Raw genomic sequence first — 23,434 nt, forward strand, 5'->3', positions numbered from 1 at the left:
ATGCCAGCCGCGAGCCAGCATTCATTAACCAAGTTTCGCCATATCGTCGTGATGGGCTTGGGCGTGACCGGCCTGTCGGTGGTGCGTTTTATTGCGCGCCATCACCCTAAGGCATGTATCCGCGTGATGGACTCTCGCACGCAGCCGCCGGGGCACGACCAACTGCCAGATAATGTCGAGTTGCACACAGGCAGTTGGCAGGCGCAGTGGTTAGCCGATGCCGATTTGGTCGTTACTAACCCAGGGATATCGCTGCAGACGCCAGCGTTGGCGCCAGTCCATGCAGCAGGAACGCCTATTGTGGGAGACATTGAGCTATTTGCCTGGTACTGCGATAAGCCGGTCGTGGCGATCACTGGCTCCAACGGCAAAAGCACCGTCACAGCGCTGGTGGGCGAAATGGCGAAAGCGAGCGGGATTGACGTCGGAGTGGGTGGCAATATCGGTGTCGCGGCGTTGGATTTGCTCGACCGCGGTCACGAGCTGTATGTGTTGGAGCTGTCGAGCTTTCAACTCGAAACCACCGACTCGCTGGTTCTAGATGGCGCGGCCTTTTTGAACTTCTCTGAAGATCATATGGATAGATACGACAGCTTGGCCGATTATCGTGCCGCCAAGTGCCGTATTTTCACCCATGCGACTACCCTGATCGCCAATGCCGATGATCCGCAAACGCACGATGATCTGCAAACACGCCAGGGTCTGCAAACAAACAGCGCCTCCTCCATGCGTCTATTTGGTTTTCACCAAGGTGACTATTGCCTTATCACCGACCAAGGTGAGGCATGGTTAGCGGCACACGGCCAGCCACTGCTTCCCGTCTCTTCACTGGGACTGGTGGGCCGTCACAACGTGGCGAATGGGCTGGCGGCCATGGCGCTGGCTGACAGTGTCGGCATTACTCAGCAAGGGCAAAAAGCAGCACTTAGTACGTACGCTGGCCTCCCGCACCGTTGTCAAAAAGTCGCCAAGCATCAGGGCGTGCTGTGGGTCAATGATTCAAAGGCTACCAATGTAGCTAGCACCCTAGCGGCACTCGATGGCCTAGATATTGAAGGGCGGTTACACCTGTTGGTCGGGGGCGATGGTAAAGGCGCCGACTTTAGTCTGTTGCAACCGGCGTTGGCGAAACTCTCGGTATCGCTTTACTGCTTTGGCAAAGATCAAACGCAGTTGGCGGCGCTCGATGACACGGCGCAGTGTGTGGAAACGTTGCATCAAGCGGTCGATGCAGCGGCTCATCACGCCTGTGCCGGAGATATGGTGTTGTTATCGCCCGCCTGCTCGAGTCTGGATCAATTTGCTAATTTTGCTGCCCGTGGGGATGCTTTTATCGCCGAGGTAGAATCGATGATCGCGAGGCAGACATGACTGTAAGCCGACTTCCTCAATACTGCTGGCAGTGGCTTCGGACGCCGTCTCCGGGCGTGTTGTATGACCGCCAATTGGTCTGGACCTCGCTGCTGTTAATGGTTATTGGGTTAGTCATGGTGACCTCGGCCTCCTTGCCAGTGGGGCTTAGGCTGGCGGATGCGCCTTTTTTGTTTGCCAAACGTCATGCCTTTTATCTGGCGGTCGCCATCGTCGCCGCCGTGGTAGTGATGTACATTCCCGTGCATTGGTGGCAGCGCTATAGCGGCTACATGTTATTGCTCTCGTCGCTATTGTTACTGGCGGTGCTTGCTGTGGGTCGGTCTGTCAATGGTGCCGCGCGCTGGATCTCTGTGGCTGGGATCAATATTCAGCCGGCGGAGATCGCCAAGTTATCCCTATTTGTCTTTTTAGCCGGGTATCTGGTGCGCCGCCATGGTGAGGTGCGTGAACATTTTCGTGGCTTTGCGAAGCCCTTGGCGGTGCTGTTGTTCTTCGCAAGCTTATTGTTGGCGCAACCTGATTTAGGCTCGGTGGTGGTGATGTTTGTCACCACCGTGGGGATGTTATTTATCGCAGGGGCCAAGCTGTGGCAGTTTATTGCACTGCTGATCACTGGATTGACCTTGGTCGGGGGCTTGATTGTCGCTGAGCCTTACCGAGTTCGCCGTGTCACTGCCTTTTTAGACCCTTGGCAAGACCCGTTTGGCAGTGGCTATCAGCTAACCCAGTCTTTGATGGCATTTGGTCGCGGGGATTGGTTTGGACAAGGGCTCGGTAATTCCATTCAAAAACTGGAATATTTGCCAGAAGCGCATACCGATTTCGTGTTTGCGGTGATTGCTGAAGAGCTTGGCTTGGTGGGCGTCAGCGTCATTTTGTGTTTGATTTTCTACTTGGTGTTTAAAGCCTTATTTATTGGTAAGCGTTGCCTTGAGCAAAACCAACTCTTTGGCGGTTTTCTTGCCTTCGGGATTGGGATCTGGTTTGCGTTCCAAACCATGGTCAACGTAGGCGCTGCCGCTGGTATGCTCCCGACCAAAGGCTTGACTTTGCCATTGATCAGTTATGGGGGCTCCAGTCTGGTCATCATGGCGGTGGCAGTGGCACTGCTATTGCGCATTGATCACGAGTACCGCTTAGCCACGTCGCAAGCGCACCAAAGAAACCCTTATCAAGGTAAAGAACAGAATAATGAGTAAAAAACGATTATTAGTGATGGCAGGGGGCACTGGTGGCCATGTTTTTCCAGGGCTCGCGGTCGCTAAGTATTTAGAAAATCAAGGCTGGGAGATCTGCTGGTTAGGGACGGCGGATCGCATGGAGGCCGATTTGGTGCCTAAATATGGTATCGAGATCGCATTTATTCGCGTTAAAGGCTTGATTGGATCGGGGCTGATGCGCAAGCTACGAGCCCCTTGGATGATTGTCAGTGCGATTTGGCAAGCGCGGCAAGTGATCAAGCGCTTTAAACCCGACGCTGTATTAGGCATGGGGGGCTATGTCAGTGGCCCAGGTGGTATGGCCGCGTGGTTAAGTGGCGTGCCCGTGATCTTGCATGAACAAAATGCGGTGGCAGGCTTAACCAATCGCTGGCTGGCGAAAGTCGCCAAACAAGTGTTACAAGCGTTTCCAGGCGCATTCGATGGCAAGACAGTGGTCGGTAACCCTGTACGTCGAGATGTGTGTGATATCGCTGCCCCCGAGCAACGGTTTAGTGAGCGCGAAGGCGCCTTGCGCGTTTTAGTCATGGGAGGCAGTCAGGGCGCGCGGATCCTTAATCAAACGGTCCCCGAGGCGATTGCGCTCACCGAGCAAGCGGTCACGGTTCGCCACCAAGCAGGCAAGCACAACGCTGAGCAGACACGCGATGCGTACCAACAAGCCGGTGTCAGTGACGTCGAAGTCAGTGAGTTTATTGATGATGTCGCCGAGGCTTATGCTTGGGCGGATGTGGTGATTTGCCGCAGCGGAGCATTGACGGTGTCTGAGCTGGCGGCGGCTGGCGTTGGGGCGATTTTCGTCCCCTTTATGCATGCCGATAGGCAACAAGCACTCAACGGTGATTACTTAGTCGCCCGCGGTGCGGCTTTAATGATTGAACAGCCATCACTGACAGCGAGCACATTGGCTGAGACAATCAACCAGCTTGACCGCCCACGCTTGTTAGCGATGGCAAGGGCGGCTAGAGAGGCGGCCATCATTGATGCAGATGCCCGTGTCGCGGACGTTATCGTCACGCACGCCAACAAATAGAGAATAGAGAATGGGTAAATTGGATAATCAGCAGCTGGAAAAAATTCGCACCATGATCCCGGAAATGCGCCGGGTTAAGCGGATCCACTTTGTGGGGATCGGCGGTGCAGGCATGTGTGGTATTGCTGAAGTGCTGATTAATGAAGGTTACCAAATAACCGGCTCGGATCTTGCACAGAATATCGTCACAGAGCGATTGGCATCCATGGGGGCGCAGATTTTTATCGGGCATCAAGCGAGCCATGTCGAACAAGCCAGTGTTGTGGTGGTGTCGACAGCCATTAAACTCGATAACCCGGAAGTGGAAGCGGCAAAAGCGGCGCGCATTCCTGTGGTGCGTCGGGCAGAAATGCTTGCCGAATTAATGCGCTATCGGCACGGCATTGCCGTTGCCGGTACCCACGGCAAAACCACGACGACCGCGATGGTCACACAAATTTTCTCTGAGGCAGGGTTAGATCCCACCTTCGTCAATGGGGGATTGGTAAAAAGTGCAGGCACCAATGCGCGGTTAGGCAGCAGTCGTTATCTGATTGCCGAAGCGGATGAAAGTGATGCCTCTTTTTTACACCTGCAGCCAATGGTGGCGATTGTCACCAACATAGAAGCAGACCATATGGATACCTATGGTGGTAGCTTCGCAAAGTTGCAACAGACGTTTATCGACTTTCTCCATAATCTGCCGTTCTACGGGGTGGCGGTGGTGTGTATCGATGACCCGATCGTTCGTGAGCTGATCCCGTCGATTGGACGCCAAGTGATCACCTACGGGTTCTCGCACGATGCCGATATATGTTTACATGATTACCAACAGCATGGGCAGTGTGGTGTATTTAAAGTGACACGCCCTCATCGGGAAACGCTAACCATTCGTTTGAATACACCCGGCCAACACAATGCGCTCAACGCGGCAGCGGCGATTGCGGTTGCCACGGAAGATGGTGTCGATGATGACGCAATCTTACGTGCCTTGGCCAATTTTGCTGGCACAGGGCGGCGTTTTGATCAACTCGGTGAGTTTGCCGTGGATGAGGGGACCGCCCTGCTGGTGGACGATTATGGACATCACCCCAGTGAAGTGGACGTCACCATTAAAGCGGCACGCGCAGGCTGGCAAGATCACCGTTTAGTGATGATTTTTCAGCCACACCGTTACAGCCGCACGCGCGATCTTTATGATGACTTTGCCAATGTGTTGGAAAAAGTGGATGTGTTGCTGATGTTGGATGTGTACTCAGCGGGGGAAACGCCGATTGCAGGGGCTGATGGTAGAAGTTTGTGTCGGAGCATTCGCGCGCGCGGTAAGCTAGATCCTATTTTTGTGCCTAATGCAGAGGCCTTACCTTCGGCATTGGCTAACGTGCTGCAACCTAATGACTTGGTTTTAACACAAGGCGCGGGTGATATTGGTAAAATAGCAAAAAATTTAGCGGCAAAGCAGCTAGACAAGGCTAAAATGGCGCAATAAAACGTCGCTGACGAGATAAAAAGAGCGGTCAATATCGGTGGTTACCAGAATAAACATCGGTTTTTATCGTCTTTGTGGGAAAATGGCGCGCAATCGATCTCAACTTAGTGATGAAAGTGGACGTCTAGGTTGGAGAGCGTCACGCGGGATCGCTATAATCAGTCGGTTTTTTCGCAGTGAGTGTCAAGTCATATCGACACAAGGCGATAAGATAGGTATGAGCATGGTCAATGCCCTGACACGCGTACAAACAGTGATAAAACTGGATCGGCAAACAGGCGCATCACTCGCATTCCTGGTTGGGGTGATCACTCTGATGTTGCTGGGGGCGATACGTGTGATTGATTGGATGAGTGATGAGCAGCAGCTCCCCTTATCGCAGCTGGTGATGGAAGGTGACCAGACACATGTGACCGCGGCACAAGTGCGCAAAGCGGTGTTATCAGGCGGCGAGCTAAAAAGCTTTATGCTGCAGGATGTGAATCGCATCCAAGCGAACATTGAGGCGCTCCCGTGGGTGAAACAGGTCGCGGTAAGAAAACAGTGGCCCGATACCTTAAAGGTACATATCACCGAATACCGGGCGAGCGCGATTTGGAATGGGCAAAAATTGTTAACGCCAGACGGGGCAGTGTTCAATGGTGCCCCGCAAGACGTCGCTGATAAAAAGCTGGTGTCGCTACACGGTAATACCGGCACGTCGGAAGAAGTATTGCACACGAGTCGAGAGCTCGAACGTCAATTACAGCGAATTGGCTTATCGATTCAGGCGTTATCACTCAACAAGCGGCGCTCATGGCGTATCGTGACACGAGATGGCGTACGGATTGAGTTAGGGCGAAAGGCGCGACAAGAAAGGCTCGCGCGACTGGTCCATTTATATCCGCGGATAAAGGCACAAAATAAAGCCATTGCGTATGTCGATTTACGTTATGACACCGGGGCAGCGGTAGGCTGGAAAACAGAGGCAGACGACGCGAATCGCCGAAATTAAGAGATGGTTGAATGAATAAAACGACAGACAAGTCACTGATAGTTGGGCTCGATATAGGGACGTCCAAAGTGTCTACCCTGGTCAGTGAAGTGCTGCCAGATGGCACCATCAATGTGCTGGGGGTGGGCAGTAGTCCCTCTCGCGGAATGGATAAAGGTGGCGTTAACGACTTAGAGTCTGTGGTTAAATCTGTTCAGCGTGCGGTGAATGAAGCCGAGATGATGGCAGATTGCCAAATCAGCTCTGTCTATCTTTCTTTGTCAGGGAAGCATATTCACTGCCAAACTGAGAGAGGGATGGGGACAATATCGGATGAAGATGTTACCCAAGACGACATAGACAATGTGATTCACACTGCGAAGTCGGTCAAAATCAGTGATGAGCAGCGCGTGCTGCATGTGATCCCACAAGAATACAAAATTGATTATCAAGAAGGGATCAAAAACCCGCTCGGTTTATCCGGGGTGAGGATGGAAGCAAGTGTGCACCTCATCACATGTCACAATGACACCGCAAAAAATATTGAGAAAGCAGTCGAACGTTGTGGTCTTAGCGTTGATCAACTGATTTTCTCCGGGCTTTCAGCAAGCCATGCCGTGATCACACCGGATGAGCGAGAATTGGGTGTCTGTGTCGTCGATATCGGCGGCGGCACTATGGATCTGGCTGTGTGGACAGGCGGTGCCCTCCGCCATGCCGAGGTGATCCCCTATGCGGGCAATGTGATTACCAGTGATATTGCCTATGCCTTTGGCACACCACTGGCTGATGCAGAAGACATTAAAGTGAAATATGGCTGTGCATTGAGTGAGCTGGTGAACAAGGACGCCAAAGTGAATGTCCCAAGTGTGGGAGGACGCCCATCAAGGACATTGCAGCGACAAACCTTGTCAGAGGTGATTGAGCCGCGTTGCTCAGAGCTTTTGGGACTGGTGAATCAAAAGCTGGTCGCTACCCAAGAAAAGCTGCGTAGCGATGGTGTTAAACATCAAATGGCAGCGGGAATTGTGCTCACCGGGGGCGCATCACAAATGCACGGCTTGGTAGAATGCGCAGAACGCGTCTTCCAAAACCAAGTGAGAGTGGGACAACCGGTGAATGTCACCGGATTGACCGACTATGTGCAAGCACCTTGTTATGCAACCGCGGTTGGGCTTTTACACTACGGTAAAGAAAGCTTGCTGACAGAAACGAGTGAACCAGAACAAAAGCGGGCTGTGGCTAGCTGGATAAACAAGCTGAGTAGCTGGTTTAAGAAAGAATTTTAACCCTGATGCGAACAGGAAGGACGGAGAGAACTCATGTTTGAACCGATGATGGAAATGTCTGACGATGCGGTGATTAAGGTCGTCGGCATTGGCGGTGGCGGTGGTAACGCCGTTGAACATATGGTGCGTGAGTCAATCGAAGGGGTTGACTTCATTAGCATTAATACGGATGCCCAAGCACTGCGTAAAAGCAGCGTAGGCACGGTTATTCAAATTGGTGGTGATATCACTAAAGGCCTAGGCGCGGGGGCTAACCCACAAGTAGGTCGAGATTCTGCCCTTGAAGATCGCGATGCGATTAAAGCTGAGCTCGAAGGTGCCGATATGGTATTTATCGCAGCCGGAATGGGCGGTGGTACAGGAACCGGCGGAGCCCCCATTATCGCGGAAATCGCGAAAGAAATGGGAATCCTGACCGTTGCTGTGGTCACTAAACCATTCAGCTTTGAGGGTAAAAAGCGACTCGCGTTTGCAGAGCAAGGTATCGAAGAGCTGTCAAAACATGTTGACTCGCTGATTACGATCCCGAACGAAAAACTGCTTAAAGTGCTAGGTCGTGGGATTACATTGCTCGATGCCTTTGCCAAAGCAAACGACGTGCTACGCAACGCCGTGCAAGGGATCGCCGAGTTAATCACACGCCCAGGTCACATCAACGTCGACTTTGCGGATGTCCGCACTGTGATGTCAGAGATGGGACACGCGATGATGGGCAGCGGCGTGGCAACCGGCGAAGATCGCGCGGAAGAGGCAGCAGAAATGGCCATTTCTAGCCCGCTTCTTGAGGACATCGACTTAGCTGGTGCGCGTGGTGTGCTGGTGAATATTACCGCAGGCTTTGATATGCGTCTTGATGAGTTTGAGACCGTGGGTAACACCGTCAAAGCGTTTGCATCAGACAATGCGACTGTGGTGATCGGGACATCGATGGACCCAGAAATGAGCGACGAGCTGCGTGTGACTGTGGTGGCCACCGGAATTGGTAATGAGCGTAAGCCAGATATCACCTTGGTGACCAACTCACAGTCTGGGCAAGCACAGGCAGAGCCGAAAAAGGCACAGCCTTTGCAAGAGAAACCTCAGGCGGCAAGTGCAAACCCTGCGGCGAAAGAGCAGCCTGCTGCATCGTCATCGAATGCAGCACCAAAATCGCAGACCGAGCATGATTATCTCGATATTCCTGCGTTTTTGCGTAAACAAGCTGACTAATCGCAATTGCTTGGTTTGTAGCCAGTGATGTGCTACCATCACGCTCCCCTTGTCTAAGGTGACAGGGTAATGAGTGACGCAGAGCACACTTTTTTGAGAAAAAGTTGAGATAAGCCGATGATTAGACAGCGAACATTGAAAAGTATGGTCCAAACGACTGGTGTGGGTCTCCACTCCGGGCGTAAGGTTACGCTTACTCTGCGTCCGGCTCCTGCCAATACCGGTGTGATTTACCGTCGCACAGACATGGAGCCACCGGTGGATTTTCCGGCTAACCCTGAGGATGTGCGCGACACCATGTTGTGCACCGCCTTAGTCAATGACGCGGGTGTTCGCATCTCAACCGTTGAGCATCTCAGTGCAGCGATTGCAGGCATGGGGATCGATAACATTATTATTGAAGTGGACGCGCCAGAAATTCCAATTATGGATGGCAGTTCAAGCCCGTTCATCTTTTTGCTGCAGTCTGCGGGTATCGACGTCCAAAACACGCCAAAACGGTTCATTCGCATTAAAAAGCCTGTTCGCATTGAAGACGATGACAAATGGGCGGAGTTGCTGCCATACAACGGCTTCCGCCTTGATTTTGCTATCGAATTCGACCACCCTGCGATTGAATCTGAGCAACAAAACCTGGTGCTAGATTTTTCAAGTCAGTCTTTTATTAAAGACTTGAGCCGTGCTCGTACTTTCGGTTTTATGCGTGACATCGAGTACCTGCAGTCACAAAATTTGTGTCTGGGCGGTAGCTTTGACTGTGCCATCGTGCTGGACGATTATCGTATCTTGAATGAAGAAGGCCTGCGCTTTGACAACGAACTGGTCAAGCATAAGGTGTTGGACGCTATCGGTGACCTTTACATGTGTGGCCACAGTATCCTCGGTGAGATGCGCGCGTACAAATCGGGCCATGCACTGAACAACAAACTGTTGCGCGCGGTCTTGGCTGATCAAGAAGCGTGGGAGTGGGTCACGTTTGAAGAAACAGAGACTTCTCCAGTGGCATTTGCCGAACCGGGGATGGTCTTGGCCTAAGCCCTGTCTGATACGGTAGACGTTTGCACGGTAACAGCGCAATGCACCACACTGAGGCAGAATAAACCGCTAATACCAAGATATTGATAGATAGAAAGCCAGAGCTCACTCTGGCTTTTTTTGATCCTCGGCGAGTTTAGCCAACGCCTCGAACCGTGCTTTTAGCTTAGGCGAAGCGCCTTCACCCAGCGCACGCAGTAACTCACCCGAGGCTTGGCTAAGGTGGCGGGGCGGCGCTGCCTCTTTGTCTTCTCGGTCGGCGGCGGCGAGTGCCGGATTAATTTTCACTTCAATGGTGGTAAGGCTGGCCAAGCCTTTGTTACGCAATACCGACAATAAATGCTGTCGCTCGTAGTTCAGTCGCATCGCCCAGGCGGCGCTACCTGCTTCTACCACCAATACGCCATCACGATAATTGGCGACGCGACAGGCTTTTGATGTCTCACCGGGTAACAAGGCTAAGATCAGCTTGTTTAGCTTGGCAAGCTCAACCGCTCGCTGAGCAATATTATTGGGGTCGCTCTCCAACAGATGGAGGGTAGAGCGGGGACGGTGGTCTCTCATCGCGCAATAACTGCCTTTTTTGTCATCAATTCGGCGCCTGAACGGGCGCACAGCGTCTAATTTTCGCTAATTGATCCCTTGAGTATTGGATTTGTCATAGGATGTGAAAGTAATTTACCTTATCATAGATGCTCCACCTCGGCATGTAGCCTACCGCGTTGATATACCGGTATGTCCTGAGGTGATCACCAGAGAGTGAAAAAACCATTCACAGGTAAGTGTCGCATGGGTAAGGCGATGGTGGCGTATTTTTTCCGTGCCATCTACCACATTTACATTCAGTCACGTGGAAATCGTTGTGAAGTGGCGTCATCGCCCTTGAATTCTGTCCGATTTGGCTCCACTTAAGGTAGATGCGTTTTGGCATCTTGTGTTGAATCGATGAGCTTAAGCCAACCCGCGTTTGAACTGAAACATGCCAGCATAGAGGCAGTGTAGCGGCCGCCCATGTGGGAAAACCATTAAAAAGAGTACCGGCAACGCCATGTTATCGAAAGTCCTGACTAAAGTTATCGGAAGCCGTAATGACCGCACCTTGCGTCGGCTGAGAAAAGTTGTTGATGAAATCAACAAACTCGAACCCCAATTTGAAGCATTGAATGATGATGCGTTAAAAGCGAAAACCGTTGAATTCCGCGAGCGCCTTGATCAAGGTGCCGAGCTTGATGATCTCCTTCCTGAAGCCTTTGCCACTGTACGAGAAGCCTCTAAGCGTGTATTTGGCCTACGCCACTTTGACGTGCAAATGGTCGGTGGTATCGTGCTCCACAATGGTCAGATTGCGGAAATGCGCACCGGTGAAGGTAAAACCCTGACCGCGACGCTACCTTCTTATTTGAACGCCTTGACTGGAAAGGCGGTTCACATCGTGACGGTGAATGATTATTTGGCGGAACGTGATGCCGAAACCAACCGTCCGTTGTTTGAGTTTTTAGGAATGACGGTGGGCGTCAATGTCCCCAACATGCCGCCGGAGGCGAAAAAAGCCGCTTATGCGTGTGATGTACTTTACGGTACCAACAATGAGTTCGGCTTTGACTATTTGCGTGACAACATGGCGTTTCGCGCAGAAGACCGTGTGCAACGCGATCGCTATTTCTCGATTGTCGATGAGGTTGACTCGATCCTCATTGATGAGGCACGTACGCCACTGATTATTTCTGGGCCAGCGGAAGACAGCTCTGAGATGTATCAGCGTATTAATGCCTTGATCCCAAGCCTGAAACAGCAAGAGCAAGAAGATACCGAAGACTATCAAGGTGATGGCCACTTCACGGTTGATGAAAAAGCCAAGCAAGTGTACATGACCGAAAATGGTCAAGAATTCGTTGAAGACTTGCTCAAGAAAAACGGCTTGATGGAAGACGGCGATACCTTGTACTCACCGGCGAATATCAGCCTGATCCATCATATTAATGCCGCATTACGCGCCCACGTCTTGTTTGAGCGCGACGTTGACTATATTGTCAAAGACGATGAAGTGATCATCGTGGACGAGCACACCGGACGCACCATGCCGGGACGTCGTTGGTCGGAAGGTTTACACCAGGCGGTGGAAGCCAAAGAAGGGGTGAAAATTCAAAACGAGAACCAAACGCTGGCCTCGATCACCTTCCAAAACTTCTTCCGTTTGTATGACAAGCTCTCAGGCATGACCGGGACCGCGGACACCGAGGCGTTTGAGTTTCAGTCTATCTATGGCCTAGACACCGTGGTTATCCCGACTAACCGGCCAATGGTGCGTAAAGATCACGCCGATCAGGTCTACATGACCGAAAAAGAAAAGTTTGCCGCGATTGCTGAAGACATCAAAACGCGCGCCGAAGCCGGCCAACCGGTATTGGTCGGAACGGTATCGATTGAAAAATCTGAATTACTGTCCAATGCACTGCAAAAAGACGGCATCAAGCACCAGGTGCTTAACGCTAAATTCCACGCCCATGAAGCGGATATTGTTGAGCAAGCCGGTTACCCAGGCACGGTGACAATCGCCACCAATATGGCCGGTCGCGGTACTGACATTGTGCTGGGTGGCAGCTGGAAACAAGTGCTGGGTGATGTCGAAGACCCGACGGAAGCGCAAGTAGAAGCGGCAAAAGAAAAATGGCAGCAGCTTCATGACCAGGTCGTTGAAGCGGGTGGTCTGCATATCATTGGTACTGAGCGTCATGAATCCCGTCGTATTGATAACCAGCTACGGGGTCGTGCCGGTCGTCAAGGTGATCCAGGTTCAACCCGCTTTTATTTGTCGATGGAAGATTCTTTGATGCGGATCTTCGCCTCAGAAAAAGTCTCTAACATGATGAAACGATTAGGGATGGCGGAAGGCGAAGCCATTGAGCACCCTTGGGTCAACAAAGCCATTGAAAACGCGCAGCGTAAAGTGGAAGGGCGTAACTTTGACATTCGTAAGCAACTGCTTGAATTTGATGATGTTGCCAACGATCAGCGTAAAGTGGTGTACGAGCTACGTGATGCGCTCCTAGTTTCTGAAGATATCAGCGAAATGATCGAGCACAACCGCGAGGATGTGGTTAATAACATTGTTAACCAATACATTCCGCCTCAGTCGCTGGAAGAAATGTGGGATGTGCCAGGGCTGGAAAAACGGCTTAAAGCGGACTTTGATCTCGAATTACCGATTCAGCAATGGCTGGATGAGGACGACAAGCTGTATGAAGAGTTACTGCGCGAGCGCATTCTGACGGCCTTGATCGAGGTTTATAAAGGCAAAGAAGAGGCGGTAGGGGCAGAAACCCTGCGTAACTTTGAAAAAGCGGTGATGCTGCAAACCTTGGATACGCTTTGGAAAGAGCACCTCGCGGCGATGGATCATCTCCGTCAAGGTATTCACTTACGTGGCTACGCACAAAAGAACCCAAAACAAGAGTACAAGCGCGAATCGTTTGAGCTGTTTGAGGGCATGCTAGAAGCGCTGAAAACCGATGTGGTGACAACACTCAGCCGTGTCCGCGTGCAACAGCCGGATGACGTTGAGCGTATGGAAGCTGAGCGCAAAGCCCGTGCTGAGCAGGCCGCGCAAAAGCAGCAAGTTAACCATGCGCAAGCTGATAATCAGTTTGACGATAGCGACAGCGCCGAACAGAGTGTTAGCGGCAACGAGACCGTGGTGCGCGATGGACGTAAAGTCGGCCGTAATGAGCCTTGTCCTTGTGGATCAGGGAAGAAATTTAAGCAATGTCACGGTAGAATCTAAGCCCTGACCATGCGTTATCAAAAAGGCCGTTTATCGGCCTTTTTTTATTATCAGGAGAGACTATGAAACGGGTAAGTATTGCCGCTGGCATTATTGTTAATCCGACACAAGACAAAGTCTTTATCACTCGCCGTCATGCTCACGCCCATCAAGGGGGAAAGTGGGAATTTCCGGGCGGAAAAATTGAAGGGAGCGAAACCCCGCAACGCGCATTGCTGCGAGAATTAAACGAAGAAGTTGGGATTGCGGCAAAAGCGGTCAGCCCCTTTATATCGTTAGACTTTGACTTTCCCGACAAAGCATTAAGTTTGGATTTTTTCTTGGTCTCTGACTTTGAGGGCGAGCCGCAAGGCTGTGAAGGACAAGAGGGCATTTGGGCACCGATTGCCGAATTGGATCATTATCCGTTTCCCGACGCCAACGATGCGGTATTAGAAAAAATTCGCGCTCGATTCTGAGCGCGAGAAAAACATCGTAGAACAGGGAATAGGGCAGGACGTTTACTCGTGCTGCCCTTCTGACCAGAGGTCATCATCCGAAAGGTCAGGGGCACCAGGGATGGCTTTTTCTTCACTGGCCCATTCGCCCAAATCAATCAACTGACAGCGTTTGCTGCAAAATGGACGATGCGGGCTAACCTCTCCCCAAACCACAGGCTGTTGGCATGTTGGACATTTGACAACGGTAGGGGCATCACTCACGTGGATCTCCTTAACAAACACTGATATGAACAGACATATTGTCGGCGACCTCGTGATCGTCGTCAAATGGCATAAAGCGGATCGCGAAGCGGTTTTTGTGCCCAGATACTAACGGATAAACCCCGAGATCAGGGGATATCTTAAGCCGAATTAAGCAGGCGCCATCCGCTTCTTGTTGGTAGAAACCTTGTTGAATCGTCGCGGTGCCGCCATGTGCGCTTTCACGTGTGAGTTGCAGCCAGAACGCCAAAGCGTGACGTAATGGTGCCAGGGTTTCCATCCAGGTCTGAATCGCACTTTGCCGTGCGGCCAGTGGTTGATGGAGCCAGTAGTGGAAATTGGGGAGATCAAAGCTACAGCTCCCCCCTGGAATCGAAAAGCGCTGCTTAATACTGGTTAAAAAACGGTCTTCTTTTAACGCTTGGCCGAAGCGTTTGGCCTGTAATACCGCGCGCTGGTGCGCGGCGAGTTGATCGAGCAACTGGTTGAGCTGCGCCTGATCAACCTGGGGCACGTCAGCCCAGGCTTTGAGTTTTTTCTTGAGTTTGTCCAAATCCTTGGCGAGATCCGCTTTTACTTGCACTTGATCTAAAATCTCCAGCAGATCAAACAGGCTGCGGAAAAATTGAATATGATGACAGGGTGCGGAAAGCCCGCTCACTTCGTCCAGTTGAGAGAGCAGGTACTCCAGGCGCAAGTAAATTCGCACCTGTTCATTGAGTGGGTGTTCATACAAAGTGAGGCTGGTCATAAGCGTTTAGCTGTCCTGTCCGACTATGGGTCGGCGTTTGCCTGGGTTGCCAAGGTTAAATACGTGTGATGTAAGGCATCAACTTGTCGATCAAGTTCCGCTTCGGTTTGCGTATTATCGATCACATCATCGGCGACGGCGAGGCGTTGTGAGCGACTGGCTTGTGCGGCCAAAATCGCGTGAACTTGTTGTTCACTCACGTGATCACGGGCGAGCGTGCGCGCGATTTGTGTTTGCTCGTCCACATCGACGACCAACACTCGTTGCGCCAATGACGTCAGGTTATTCTCTACTAACAAGGGCACCACAAGCAAACAATACGCTGAACTGGCCTGCGCACAGGCTTGGATCATGCGTTGGCGGATCATGGGGTGAAGCAGGTTATCGAGCCATTGCTTGTCGTCTGGATGACTAAACACCCGCTCACGAAGCCAGGCACGATCTAGGCTGCCATCTGGATTTAATGCTGGTGTGCCAAAACGCGCGACAATCTCGGCCAGACCGTCACTACCGGGCGCAACCGCCTCACGAGCGATCACATCGGCATCAATGATATCAATGCCCTTGGCGGCAAAACGACTGGCAACCGTGGTTTTACCACTGCCAATCCCTCCGGTTAACCCGACCACAACGGTCATTAGCGCACTCCTAGAATGTGTGAAAGATACCAGTGTAACAGGCTATCGCCCCAAAGCAGACTTAGCCAACCTGCGACGGCAATAAAGGGGCCAAAGGCAAACGCGTGCTGCAGGCTCTTTTGTTGTTGGCGAAGCAATAATCCCCCAACGATAGCGCCACTGAGTGAGGCGAATAAAATCAGTAGCGGCAAAGCTTGCCAACCGACCCAAGCGCCCAGTGCCGCAAACAGTTTAAAATCACCATAGCCCATGCCTTCTTTGCCAGTGGTAAGTTTAAAGGCCCAAAAGAGGCTCCAAAGGCTGACATAACCGACCATAGCACCAATGACACTTTCACTGAGGGTGATAGGACTGATGCCGCAGAGAGCGAGGCCGATTCCGGCCCACATTAAGGGTAAGGTGAGTTGGTCGGGCAGCAACAGGGTTTCCCAATCAATGAGAGTCAGCGCCAGCAAGGTGAGACTGGCCGCCATCACCGCGATGGCCCATGCCGGTGAGGAAATAAGCCATGCCGGTAACACACAGACAATAGCACTGGTGACCTCGACCAGTGGGTAGCGTGGACTGATCGCCGTGCCACACTGACGGCAGCGGCCTTTTAACATCAGCCAACTGAGCAAAGGAATATTATCGTACCACGCAATCGGCTGCTGGCACTTTGGGCAGTGTGAGGCGGGAAAACACAAATCAAAGCGCTGCGCATCAGGCGCGTCAATGTTAGCATCGGGAAACGTCGCCAAGCATTCTTGACGCCAACGGCGTTCCATCATAATGGGCACGCGTGCGATGACCACATTTAAAAAGCTACCGATAATCAGACCAAATAAGCCAGCAAAAAAAATGAATAACGGTGATGAGAATATCAACATGGGACCTTCTGGGCATTAACCTTGTGCGCATCATAGCGCCTTGCGGTGTCAGACTCTATCTTGGCTAGCCAAGAACAGACATCAGATTGAAAATGGGTAAGTACATGGCCACCACTAAGCCGCCAATCAATAGCCCGAGTACTAAAATTAACAGTGGCTCGATGATTTTACCGAGGTTGTCTACGGTGTTGTCGACTTCGGCTTCATAGATTTGTGCGATGCGGTTGAGCATATTATCGAGCGACCCCGACTCTTCGCCAATCATCACCATTTGCGTCACCATCACGGGGAAGCTGTTACTGTCACGCAAGGCTTGATAAAGCGGAATACCAGTGGCCGTGTGCTGATACACCGCCTTGAGTGCGTGGACATAATACGCGTTGGTCATGGATTTCGTCGCGGCTTGTAAGCCAGAGAGTAACGGAATACCGGCACTAAACGTGGTGGCTAGGGTGCGAGAAAACTTGGCGATGCAGGCTTTGCTCACCACTTCACCAATGACGGGCAGTCGGAGTAGCCAGCGATGATAGTGATATTGGTAGGTCGTGTTTTTACGCTGTAGCAACTGGTGCGCGGCGGCAAGACCCGCCACGATCAGCGTGATGGTCAACGCGTGCTGGCTCACAATGTCGGATAAGGCGAGCACTTGTTGGGTCAGCCAAGGCAAATCGGCCCCGAAGGAATCAAAAATACGTTTAAACTTCGGGATCACGGACACCAGCAGGTAGGCACTAACGCCCAAGGCCACGCTGACCACGATGCTGGGATAAATCATGGCTTTGATGACTTTACTGCGAAGTAACGCCTGCTTTTCACGGTATAGGGTTAAGCGAGCAAAAATCTCCGGCAGTTGCCCGGTTTGCTCACCCGTTGCGACCAAATCGCAATAAAAGCGATCAAACAAGGGGCTCGCGTGCGCTAGCGCCTCACTCAAATTGGTGCCCGCCTCCAGTTGCTGGCGAATATGACGCACCAGCAAGCGCATTTCGGCTTTGACCTGATTGAGCGCCATGAGGTTCAGGGCTTGTACGATAGGGATCCCAGACTCAAGCAAGGTGGTGAGATCACGTGAAAACTGGGTGATATCCGCTGCCTTGGCTTTATGACGACGCTGCTGAAAGCTCGATAGCCGGCGGCGTATGAGGCGGCTGGGGACGATAGATTGGTTCGCTAGCTCTTGGCGTGCGTCTCGCTCTGTGTAGGCGAACACCTGCCCTTTTTTTTCACCACGGGCGGCGGCTTGACGCCAATGAAAGATAAACAGGGTGGATTTGGCCATGCAGACTCCTTAGGCAAGCTGAATAACGCGGGTAAGCTCTTGGATGCTGGTGATCCCTTGGTTGAGTTTGGCAACCCCAGACTCGGCCAATCGCCACATACCTTCTTCGGTGGCCAGTTGAGTGAGTTCCACCGCGCTGGCATTTCGGTAAATGGCGCTGGTTATCTTTTCTGTCACGGGGAGCACTTCGTACACCCCAGTCCGTCCTTGATAACCCTGATAGCACTGGTAACAGCCGTGGGGATTGGCTTGGTAGAGCGTGCTTGGGGTTAAGCTTGGATAGAGGTTGGCTAAATACTGAATGCGTGGGTCATCAGATGGGTGCGGCTGTTTACAAACAGGGCATAAACGGCGTACCAAACGCTGAGCCACCACCAAAGTTAGAGAGCTGGCAAGGTTGTAGGGCGCAATGCCCATATGGGATAAACGGGTGATGCTTTCGGCCGCCGAATTGGTATGCAGCGTTGATAACACCAGGTGACCGGTTTGCGCGGCCTTGATCCCGATCTCAGCGGTGTCGAGATCGCGTATTTCTCCCACCATTACCACATCGGGATCTTGGCGCAAAAAGGCACGGAGTGCGGTGGCGAAATCTAAACCGATGCTAGGATTAACATTGACTTGATTGATGCCTTCTAGCTGGATCTCAACCGGATCTTCGACGGTGGCAATATTACGCTGCGGCTGATTGAGATACCTGAGCCCACTATACAAAGAGACGGTTTTGCCGCTTCCCGTTGGGCCGGTAAACAAAACCATCCCTTGCGGCCTATCCAATGCGTCTTGATAGTGCTGGCGCTGCCACTCGGTTAAGCCTAAATCATGTAGCGTCAGTTGCTGCTGGCCATTATTCAACAAGCGAACCACCACCTTCTCGCCCCAAACGGTCGGTAAGGTGGATACGCGCATATCGACGGTGTGATCGGCAGTGAGGGTCAGCTTAATGCGCCCGTCTTGTGGTAAACGTCGTTCGGCAATATTGAGTTGGGCCAAGATTTTGAGTCGAGTCGACAGCCGCCGCGAAACCCCCGCAGGAGGGTGGGCATAGGTGTGCAATAAACCGTCTTGGCGAAAGCGAATTTGGTAGTGATGTTCAAAGGGCTCGAAGTGTACGTCGGAGGCGTTTTTACGCACCGCATCCACCAATATCTGTTGAATGTAACGACTGATCGGCGCCTGATCACTTTGTAGCTCAGCGCTGTCTTCTTGTGGGCTATCGGTGACGGTCAGGGCGGCTAAGTCTTGATCACTGATGGTGATGCCATCGCCGGTGCCATCGATATCTGCGCCGTATAAGTGACGCAGCGCGGCATCCAAATCCGGCTGACTGAGCACCACTAAACGGACATTGAGCCCAGTAGAAAAGCGAAAGTCGGCGACCGCCTCTGTGTTATCTGGGTCACTGACGCCGAGCAGTAGCTCTTGGCCTTGCTGGGCCAGCGGCAACACCTGATGACGCTGAATCAAATCGCGCCTATCTAGGGCATAACAGGTGTCTTTAAAGGGGTACTGATGGCTTTCCGAAAAAGGCAGGTGATGCTGACTCGCGAGAGTGTGGGCGAGCGCGGTGGGGTCAACCCCGGAATCGAGTAAACGGGAGACGCTAAGCGGTGTGCCATCGCCAATGCCCAACGCATGGCGCTGGGCATCGGTCAATAAACCGGCTTGATACAACTGAGCGGTTGGGATCATAAATTACGCTTTTCAATGCATATAAAACCTAGCACAAGTGTGTGCTAGGTTGCGGATTGATTAGTTAGACTTAGCCATTGCCATTGCCATTGCCATTGCCATTGCCATTGCCATTGTCACTGGTACCCTCGCAGTTGCTAACCTCTTCTTTAAGAGGTTGTTTACAGTTCCATGTACCAGCATCAGTGCGAGTCAAGGTGACTTTCTTATCCGTGAATGTGTCGGGGAGTTCTGTCACCGTAATGACCAGTCCTTTTTCTTCTTTCTTTACGTCTTCTGGGATCCCTAATTTATCCAAATCCTCAGGAAATGATCCTTTTTCTAATATATGAGCTTCTACTGGGGCACGCATATTGGTCAGCGTGGCAATCGCGGCAGTGACTTTGGCTTTATCTTGATATTTTTGGTATTGCGGAATAGCGATGGCAGTTAGGGCACCAATAATGCCTAATACCACGAGTAACTCAATCAAACTAAACCCTTGTTGCTTTTGCATCCTATATCTCTCCTCTCAATGATGGTCGGCCGCCAACGTGGTGGCCGCGAGTGCAGCGACTTTACGCTTGTGAGCGTGGCGCAAAAAAGAGGGCAGAGATGAGTTTGAGACTGAAGGATAAAAGCTGGATGTAACAGTATTTTTTTCTAATCTAGTGTTCGACTCACCACAAATTTTTGTCACGAAAGAGTGATAAAAAGGCCGCCCATCGTGGGCGGCCTGGTCGACGCTGAGTGAGCGTACGTGTTATTGAAAACGCATGGATAAATCGAGCGCAGTCACGTGCTTGGTAAGCGCGCCCACGGAAATATAATCCACTCCGGTGGCGGCGTATTCTGCCAATGTCTCGAGCGTGACGTTCCCCGAGACTTCTAGCGCCACACGGCCTTGATTGAGCGCAACCGCTTCGCGCATCATCGGCACGCTAAAGTTATCCAGCATCACAATGTCGGCGCCGGCCTCAATGGCTTGTTTTAGCTCATCCAGATTTTCTGTCTCTACTTCCACCGGTTTATCTGGATTCAGACGACGAGCCTCTTGCACCGCATTGGCAATCCCGCCGCAGGCAAGAATGTGGTTTTCTTTAATGAGATACGCATCGAACACACCAATACGGTGATTGTGTCCTCCTCCGCAGGCAACGGCGTATTTGAGGGCACTGCGCAGTCCCGGAATGGTCTTACGCGTGTCGAGCAATTTGGTGTGGGTGCCGTTGAGCGCTGCCACATAGGTTGCCGTTTTACTGGCGCAGCCTGACAAGGTCTGGATAAAGTTCATCGCATTGCGTTCACCGGTCAACAAAACACGCGAGGGGCCTTGTAAGGTACACAGCGATTGATTGGCGGTGATGGCGTCGCCATCGGCAACATGCCACGTCAAGGTGACGTCGCCACCGAGCTGATGAAAAACTTCATCCGCATAGGCACGGCCACAGAAAACGCCATCTTCTCGGGTGATCAGTGTCGCGGTGGATACCGAGTCGGCCGGGATCAGGCTAGCGGTGATGTCTTTGCTGGCGTCGATGTCGCCATCCAGATCTTCTCGCAGTGCGTCGGTCACCGCGCGGGTCACGTCGGCGCGGAGGTGAGAGGTGAGATAGGCCAGGCGGCGCTCGCTGTCATGGACAGCATGAAAAGGGGTCGATGTCATCATGGCTTACCGCGGTCAGCAAAAAAGTGGTCGAATGATAACGCTGGTGATAACGAAATGCAGCTTTTCTCTCTCGTTTCCCTGCGTTCGTCTACCTTTTTGATCATAGTCTGTCTTTTAAATTGTCTACACTTTGGGCAGGAACAGTCAAAGAGGGGATGCGATGAAGCGAGGGTTAGCCCTGGTGGCCATGATAGCGATTGCGTTTATTGGGTTCCGTACGTGGCAGCAACTCAGGCCGCCAGTGTCCGAACCATTATCATCACTGGCTATTGCGGTTTCGCTCACCCCCCTGTCTGCCCCGATTATTGTGGCCAAAGAGCAGGGACTATTTAAAAAGCATGGTATTGCGATGACGCTTAAGCCTGTCCATGGCGGGGTAAAGAGTTTTCAAACCTTAATGTCAGGAGAGGTGGACTTAGCGACTACCTCAGAGACGGTGGTGATGTTTAATAGTTTTGAGCGCGATGATTTTAATGTGCTAACCAGCTTTGTCGAGTCAGATAACGACGTCAAACTCTGGTCTATTGACCGTGAGATTAGCGGCTCGTTGGCGCACGCGCTCGACAATGCACGCGTGGGCATTGTTGCGTCGAGTGCCAGTGAGTATTTCTTTGACTCCTTGCTGCAATTGCACGACATTCCGAGAGAGCGGGTGGAAAAAGTTGGCTATCCTCCCGAAGCACTGCCCAAAGCGCTTCTCGACGAGAAGGTGGATGTGATAGCCATATGGGAGCCCTACGGCTATCAGCTCCTCAAGCAGTCCAACCAGCCGGTGCATTCGCTTGATAGTAAAGGTCTGCACAGCCTCTCTTTTCTGTTAGTCAGTGATCGCTTGTTAGTCAACAAGCAGCACCAGGACATGCAACGGGTTGTCAGTGCGCTAGATGACGCGGTGAACTTTATTCATCAACATCCAGAGCGGGCTAAAGTACAGGTCTCCGCGTATCTTGACATGTCAGACGATAAACTCAGCTGGCTATGGCAAGATTACTTATTCCGCCTTTCATTGAATGATTCGTTACTACTGCGGTTAAAAAACCAAGCGCGATGGGCGCAAGAAGCGGGTTTAGTGGAAGGGAGCACGCCGTCATTCCGCCATATACTCAACCCAGGCCCCTTGGTTGAGGCCACGCAAAAAGTGAGTTTATTAGAATGAAGATCGGTCAGCAGCTCAGTATAGTTGTGTATGCCTGTACGGCGCTCACCTTTATCACGCTGTTAATTACGGTTGAACTTTTTTATAAACAAAATCAAATTCAGTCACGGTTAGACAGCATCATGGCGGTACACTCACAGATTGATAGCCTGCGTGGCCGTCTATGGTTGTATCGTCAATATCCCAGTGCGCAAACGCGCCAAGATGTGAATCAGTCGACCCATGCATTGCGTGCGCAGTTAGACAGCGATGAACTTGCGTTACCGCCGCAGTCCGCGCAGTCAATCCGGCTCGCGGCAAATAGTATTGACCGCCTACTGTCAGTAACAGCCGGGCAGTTAAGCGTTGCCCCTTCCGTGGATGAAGGGCGTTTGATGCTGTTCTCACGTTTCAATGTGTTGCTACAGGCGATGAGCGAAACGGCCTTTTCGGTACGGCAGCAGGTGATGTATCAATCGGGACAACAACAGAAAAAACTGTTGGTTGTGCATGGCGGCGTGCTGGTGGTTTTAGCCTTGTTGGTGACCATCTTCGTGACCCGCTTACGGCGGCGACTAACACGTCGCCTAAAGGTATTGCATTCGACAATTACGCAAATAAAGCAAGGTGATCTGACCACGGAGTTAACCTTAACTGACAAGGATGAACTGACTGAGCTAGCTGATCATGTTGATGAGATGAAGCGAGCACTGAGCCACACCATGGTGGACAAAAAGCAGTTGAGCGAAGAAGTCGCACGGCAAACGCAACAGCTTCGTGAGCAGCAGCATCAACTCAAATTCCTGGCTGAACGCGATGAGTTGACGGGCCTCTTTAACCGACGTGCGTTTGAATCACATGTGGAGGTGGCGGTGATGCGGGCCAATCGCGCCCAAACCAATGCGGCGTTATTATTCATTGATTTAAATGATTTTAAGCAAGTCAATGACACCTACGGACATGGGGTCGGTGATGAGCTTCTCAAAGTGGTTGGTCATCGCTTGAAACAATGCGTGCGTCGCTCTGATTTGGTTGGCCGCTTGGGGGGAGATGAGTTCATTGTCTGGCTGGACTTATTAGCGAATAAATCGGCGTTGAATGAAGTGATCACCCGTATCCAAGACGAAATGCACGCGCCAATACAGGTTGCCGATACCTTCTTGTCACTGACCATTAGCATCGGCGTAAGTTGCTTCCCCACGGATGGGCTCGAGCTACAGCAAATGATGAATCAAGCCGATGCCGCCATGTATTACGCCAAAAATCACCCTGAAGCGCGTTGTTGCTTGTATTCCAATCTTCCGACTGACCAGATAAAGTAGCGATTTTGCTCAAGTGG

At 51.8% G+C, this 23,434-nt stretch carries 21 protein-coding genes; 12 read left to right on the top strand and 9 right to left on the bottom strand.

Features of this window, described 5'->3' with window-relative positions; all coding sequences use genetic code 11:
- The 8 genes from murD (at position 1) to lpxC (ending at position 9,601) form a co-directional block, all read left to right on the top strand.
- Positions 1 to 1,371: a UDP-N-acetylmuramoyl-L-alanine--D-glutamate ligase gene (gene murD / locus C7A19_RS07255; protein ID WP_116644571.1), complete on the top strand. Its 1,371-nt coding sequence runs from the start codon at positions 1 to 3 to the stop codon at positions 1,369 to 1,371.
- Positions 1,368 to 2,573 carry a cell division protein FtsW gene (gene ftsW, locus C7A19_RS07260; RefSeq protein ID WP_116644572.1) on the top strand — a complete coding sequence of 402 codons (1,206 nt, stop codon included), beginning with the start codon at positions 1,368 to 1,370 and terminating at the stop codon, positions 2,571 to 2,573. The genes murD and ftsW overlap by 4 nt, the downstream gene beginning before the upstream one ends.
- The gene (gene murG / locus C7A19_RS07265; RefSeq protein ID WP_116644573.1) at positions 2,566 to 3,627 is read left to right on the top strand and encodes an undecaprenyldiphospho-muramoylpentapeptide beta-N-acetylglucosaminyltransferase; all 1,062 of its coding nucleotides are present in this window, start codon (positions 2,566 to 2,568) and stop codon (positions 3,625 to 3,627) included. Before ftsW ends, murG begins: the two co-directional genes overlap by 8 nt.
- A gap of 10 nt (positions 3,628 to 3,637) precedes the next feature.
- Positions 3,638 to 5,095, top strand: coding sequence for a UDP-N-acetylmuramate--L-alanine ligase (murC, locus tag C7A19_RS07270; RefSeq protein WP_077520877.1), 1,458 nt, complete (start codon positions 3,638 to 3,640; stop codon positions 5,093 to 5,095).
- Positions 5,096 to 5,312: 217 nt separating this feature from the next.
- A complete protein-coding gene (locus tag C7A19_RS07275; protein ID WP_235614274.1) occupies positions 5,313 to 6,089 on the top strand; it encodes a cell division protein FtsQ/DivIB in 777 nt (258 codons plus the stop codon).
- Between the two features lie 11 nt (positions 6,090 to 6,100).
- Positions 6,101 to 7,357 (top strand): cell division protein FtsA, encoded by a 1,257-nt coding sequence (gene ftsA / locus C7A19_RS07280; RefSeq protein WP_116644574.1) that lies wholly within the window; start codon positions 6,101 to 6,103, stop codon positions 7,355 to 7,357.
- 33 nt (positions 7,358 to 7,390) lie between these two features.
- Positions 7,391 to 8,566 (top strand): cell division protein FtsZ, encoded by a 1,176-nt coding sequence (gene ftsZ / locus C7A19_RS07285; RefSeq protein WP_046073972.1) that lies wholly within the window; start codon positions 7,391 to 7,393, stop codon positions 8,564 to 8,566.
- A 117-nt stretch (positions 8,567 to 8,683) separates the two neighbouring features.
- Positions 8,684 to 9,601 carry a UDP-3-O-acyl-N-acetylglucosamine deacetylase gene (lpxC, locus tag C7A19_RS07290; protein WP_069363357.1) on the top strand — a complete coding sequence of 306 codons (918 nt, stop codon included), beginning with the start codon at positions 8,684 to 8,686 and terminating at the stop codon, positions 9,599 to 9,601.
- A 105-nt stretch (positions 9,602 to 9,706) separates the two neighbouring features.
- Here lpxC and C7A19_RS07295 read toward each other — a convergent pair whose 3' ends face one another.
- Positions 9,707 to 10,165 carry a DciA family protein gene (locus tag C7A19_RS07295; RefSeq protein ID WP_069363358.1) on the bottom strand — a complete coding sequence of 153 codons (459 nt, stop codon included), beginning with the start codon at positions 10,163 to 10,165 and terminating at the stop codon, positions 9,707 to 9,709.
- Between the two features lie 484 nt (positions 10,166 to 10,649).
- Here C7A19_RS07295 and secA point away from each other — a divergent pair, with 484 nt between their 5' ends.
- Both secA and mutT read left to right on the top strand, forming a co-directional pair.
- A complete protein-coding gene (gene secA / locus C7A19_RS07300; protein WP_116644575.1) occupies positions 10,650 to 13,382 on the top strand; it encodes a preprotein translocase subunit SecA in 2,733 nt (910 codons plus the stop codon).
- Between the two features lie 62 nt (positions 13,383 to 13,444).
- Positions 13,445 to 13,840 carry an 8-oxo-dGTP diphosphatase MutT gene (mutT, locus tag C7A19_RS07305; protein WP_116644576.1) on the top strand — a complete coding sequence of 132 codons (396 nt, stop codon included), beginning with the start codon at positions 13,445 to 13,447 and terminating at the stop codon, positions 13,838 to 13,840.
- 42 nt (positions 13,841 to 13,882) lie between these two features.
- Here the strand turns inward: mutT and yacG are convergent, their stop codons facing one another.
- The 8 genes from yacG to nadC all read right to left on the bottom strand — a co-directional run bounded on the left by yacG (position 13,883) and on the right by nadC (position 20,960).
- Complete coding sequence (gene yacG, locus C7A19_RS07310; protein ID WP_069363361.1) at positions 13,883 to 14,083, bottom strand: DNA gyrase inhibitor YacG; 201 nt, start codon at positions 14,081 to 14,083, stop codon at positions 13,883 to 13,885.
- Between the two features lie 10 nt (positions 14,084 to 14,093).
- The gene (gene zapD / locus C7A19_RS07315; RefSeq protein ID WP_116644577.1) at positions 14,094 to 14,834 is read right to left on the bottom strand and encodes a cell division protein ZapD; all 741 of its coding nucleotides are present in this window, start codon (positions 14,832 to 14,834) and stop codon (positions 14,094 to 14,096) included.
- Positions 14,835 to 14,857: 23 nt separating this feature from the next.
- Positions 14,858 to 15,472: a dephospho-CoA kinase gene (gene coaE / locus C7A19_RS07320; RefSeq protein WP_116644578.1), complete on the bottom strand. Its 615-nt coding sequence runs from the start codon at positions 15,470 to 15,472 to the stop codon at positions 14,858 to 14,860.
- Positions 15,472 to 16,341 carry an A24 family peptidase gene (locus C7A19_RS07325; protein ID WP_077599651.1) on the bottom strand — a complete coding sequence of 290 codons (870 nt, stop codon included), beginning with the start codon at positions 16,339 to 16,341 and terminating at the stop codon, positions 15,472 to 15,474. The genes coaE and C7A19_RS07325 overlap by 1 nt, the downstream gene beginning before the upstream one ends.
- A gap of 64 nt (positions 16,342 to 16,405) precedes the next feature.
- Entirely contained in the window at positions 16,406 to 17,620 is a 1,215-nt protein-coding gene (locus C7A19_RS07330) for a type II secretion system F family protein (RefSeq protein ID WP_069363365.1), read from the bottom strand.
- 9 nt (positions 17,621 to 17,629) lie between these two features.
- Positions 17,630 to 19,312 (bottom strand): type IV-A pilus assembly ATPase PilB, encoded by a 1,683-nt coding sequence (pilB, locus tag C7A19_RS07335; protein ID WP_116644579.1) that lies wholly within the window; start codon positions 19,310 to 19,312, stop codon positions 17,630 to 17,632.
- A 70-nt stretch (positions 19,313 to 19,382) separates the two neighbouring features.
- Positions 19,383 to 19,808, bottom strand: a complete 426-nt coding sequence (locus C7A19_RS07340) for a pilin (RefSeq protein ID WP_116644580.1) — start codon at positions 19,806 to 19,808, stop codon at positions 19,383 to 19,385.
- 246 nt (positions 19,809 to 20,054) lie between these two features.
- Positions 20,055 to 20,960 carry a carboxylating nicotinate-nucleotide diphosphorylase gene (gene nadC / locus C7A19_RS07345; RefSeq protein ID WP_116644581.1) on the bottom strand — a complete coding sequence of 302 codons (906 nt, stop codon included), beginning with the start codon at positions 20,958 to 20,960 and terminating at the stop codon, positions 20,055 to 20,057.
- Between the two features lie 160 nt (positions 20,961 to 21,120).
- Here nadC and C7A19_RS07350 point away from each other — a divergent pair, with 160 nt between their 5' ends.
- Entirely contained in the window at positions 21,121 to 22,116 is a 996-nt protein-coding gene (locus C7A19_RS07350; RefSeq protein ID WP_077659064.1) for an ABC transporter substrate-binding protein, read from the top strand.
- Positions 22,113 to 23,417, top strand: coding sequence for a diguanylate cyclase (locus C7A19_RS07355; RefSeq protein WP_116644582.1), 1,305 nt, complete (start codon positions 22,113 to 22,115; stop codon positions 23,415 to 23,417). Before C7A19_RS07350 ends, C7A19_RS07355 begins: the two co-directional genes overlap by 4 nt.
- The last annotated feature ends 17 nt before the right edge of the window (positions 23,418 to 23,434 follow it).

The sequence above is a fragment of the Salinivibrio sp. HTSP genome (assembly GCF_003390965.1).
Taxonomy (GTDB): Bacteria; Pseudomonadota; Gammaproteobacteria; order Enterobacterales; family Vibrionaceae; genus Salinivibrio; species Salinivibrio kushneri.

What these genes read in the sequence shown, in the direction of transcription:
- murD (WP_116644571.1), top strand. Translation starts at nt 1, where the DNA reads ATGCCAGCCGCGAGCCAGCATTCATTAACCAAGTTTCGCCATATCGTC.
- ftsW (WP_116644572.1), top strand. Translation starts at nt 1,368, where the DNA reads ATGACTGTAAGCCGACTTCCTCAATACTGCTGGCAGTGGCTTCGGACG.
- murG (WP_116644573.1), top strand. Translation starts at nt 2,566, where the DNA reads ATGAGTAAAAAACGATTATTAGTGATGGCAGGGGGCACTGGTGGCCAT.
- murC (WP_077520877.1), top strand. Translation starts at nt 3,638, where the DNA reads ATGGGTAAATTGGATAATCAGCAGCTGGAAAAAATTCGCACCATGATC.
- C7A19_RS07275 (WP_235614274.1), top strand. Translation starts at nt 5,313, where the DNA reads ATGAGCATGGTCAATGCCCTGACACGCGTACAAACAGTGATAAAACTG.
- ftsA (WP_116644574.1), top strand. Translation starts at nt 6,101, where the DNA reads ATGAATAAAACGACAGACAAGTCACTGATAGTTGGGCTCGATATAGGG.
- ftsZ (WP_046073972.1), top strand. Translation starts at nt 7,391, where the DNA reads ATGTTTGAACCGATGATGGAAATGTCTGACGATGCGGTGATTAAGGTC.
- lpxC (WP_069363357.1), top strand. Translation starts at nt 8,684, where the DNA reads ATGATTAGACAGCGAACATTGAAAAGTATGGTCCAAACGACTGGTGTG.
- C7A19_RS07295 (WP_069363358.1), bottom strand. Translation starts at nt 10,165, where the DNA reads ATGAGAGACCACCGTCCCCGCTCTACCCTCCATCTGTTGGAGAGCGAC.
- secA (WP_116644575.1), top strand. Translation starts at nt 10,650, where the DNA reads ATGTTATCGAAAGTCCTGACTAAAGTTATCGGAAGCCGTAATGACCGC.
- mutT (WP_116644576.1), top strand. Translation starts at nt 13,445, where the DNA reads ATGAAACGGGTAAGTATTGCCGCTGGCATTATTGTTAATCCGACACAA.
- zapD (WP_116644577.1), bottom strand. Translation starts at nt 14,834, where the DNA reads ATGACCAGCCTCACTTTGTATGAACACCCACTCAATGAACAGGTGCGA.
- coaE (WP_116644578.1), bottom strand. Translation starts at nt 15,472, where the DNA reads ATGACCGTTGTGGTCGGGTTAACCGGAGGGATTGGCAGTGGTAAAACC.
- C7A19_RS07325 (WP_077599651.1), bottom strand. Translation starts at nt 16,341, where the DNA reads ATGTTGATATTCTCATCACCGTTATTCATTTTTTTTGCTGGCTTATTT.
- C7A19_RS07330 (WP_069363365.1), bottom strand. Translation starts at nt 17,620, where the DNA reads ATGGCCAAATCCACCCTGTTTATCTTTCATTGGCGTCAAGCCGCCGCC.
- pilB (WP_116644579.1), bottom strand. Translation starts at nt 19,312, where the DNA reads ATGATCCCAACCGCTCAGTTGTATCAAGCCGGTTTATTGACCGATGCC.
- C7A19_RS07340 (WP_116644580.1), bottom strand. Translation starts at nt 19,808, where the DNA reads ATGCAAAAGCAACAAGGGTTTAGTTTGATTGAGTTACTCGTGGTATTA.
- nadC (WP_116644581.1), bottom strand. Translation starts at nt 20,960, where the DNA reads ATGATGACATCGACCCCTTTTCATGCTGTCCATGACAGCGAGCGCCGC.
- C7A19_RS07350 (WP_077659064.1), top strand. Translation starts at nt 21,121, where the DNA reads ATGAAGCGAGGGTTAGCCCTGGTGGCCATGATAGCGATTGCGTTTATT.
- C7A19_RS07355 (WP_116644582.1), top strand. Translation starts at nt 22,113, where the DNA reads ATGAAGATCGGTCAGCAGCTCAGTATAGTTGTGTATGCCTGTACGGCG.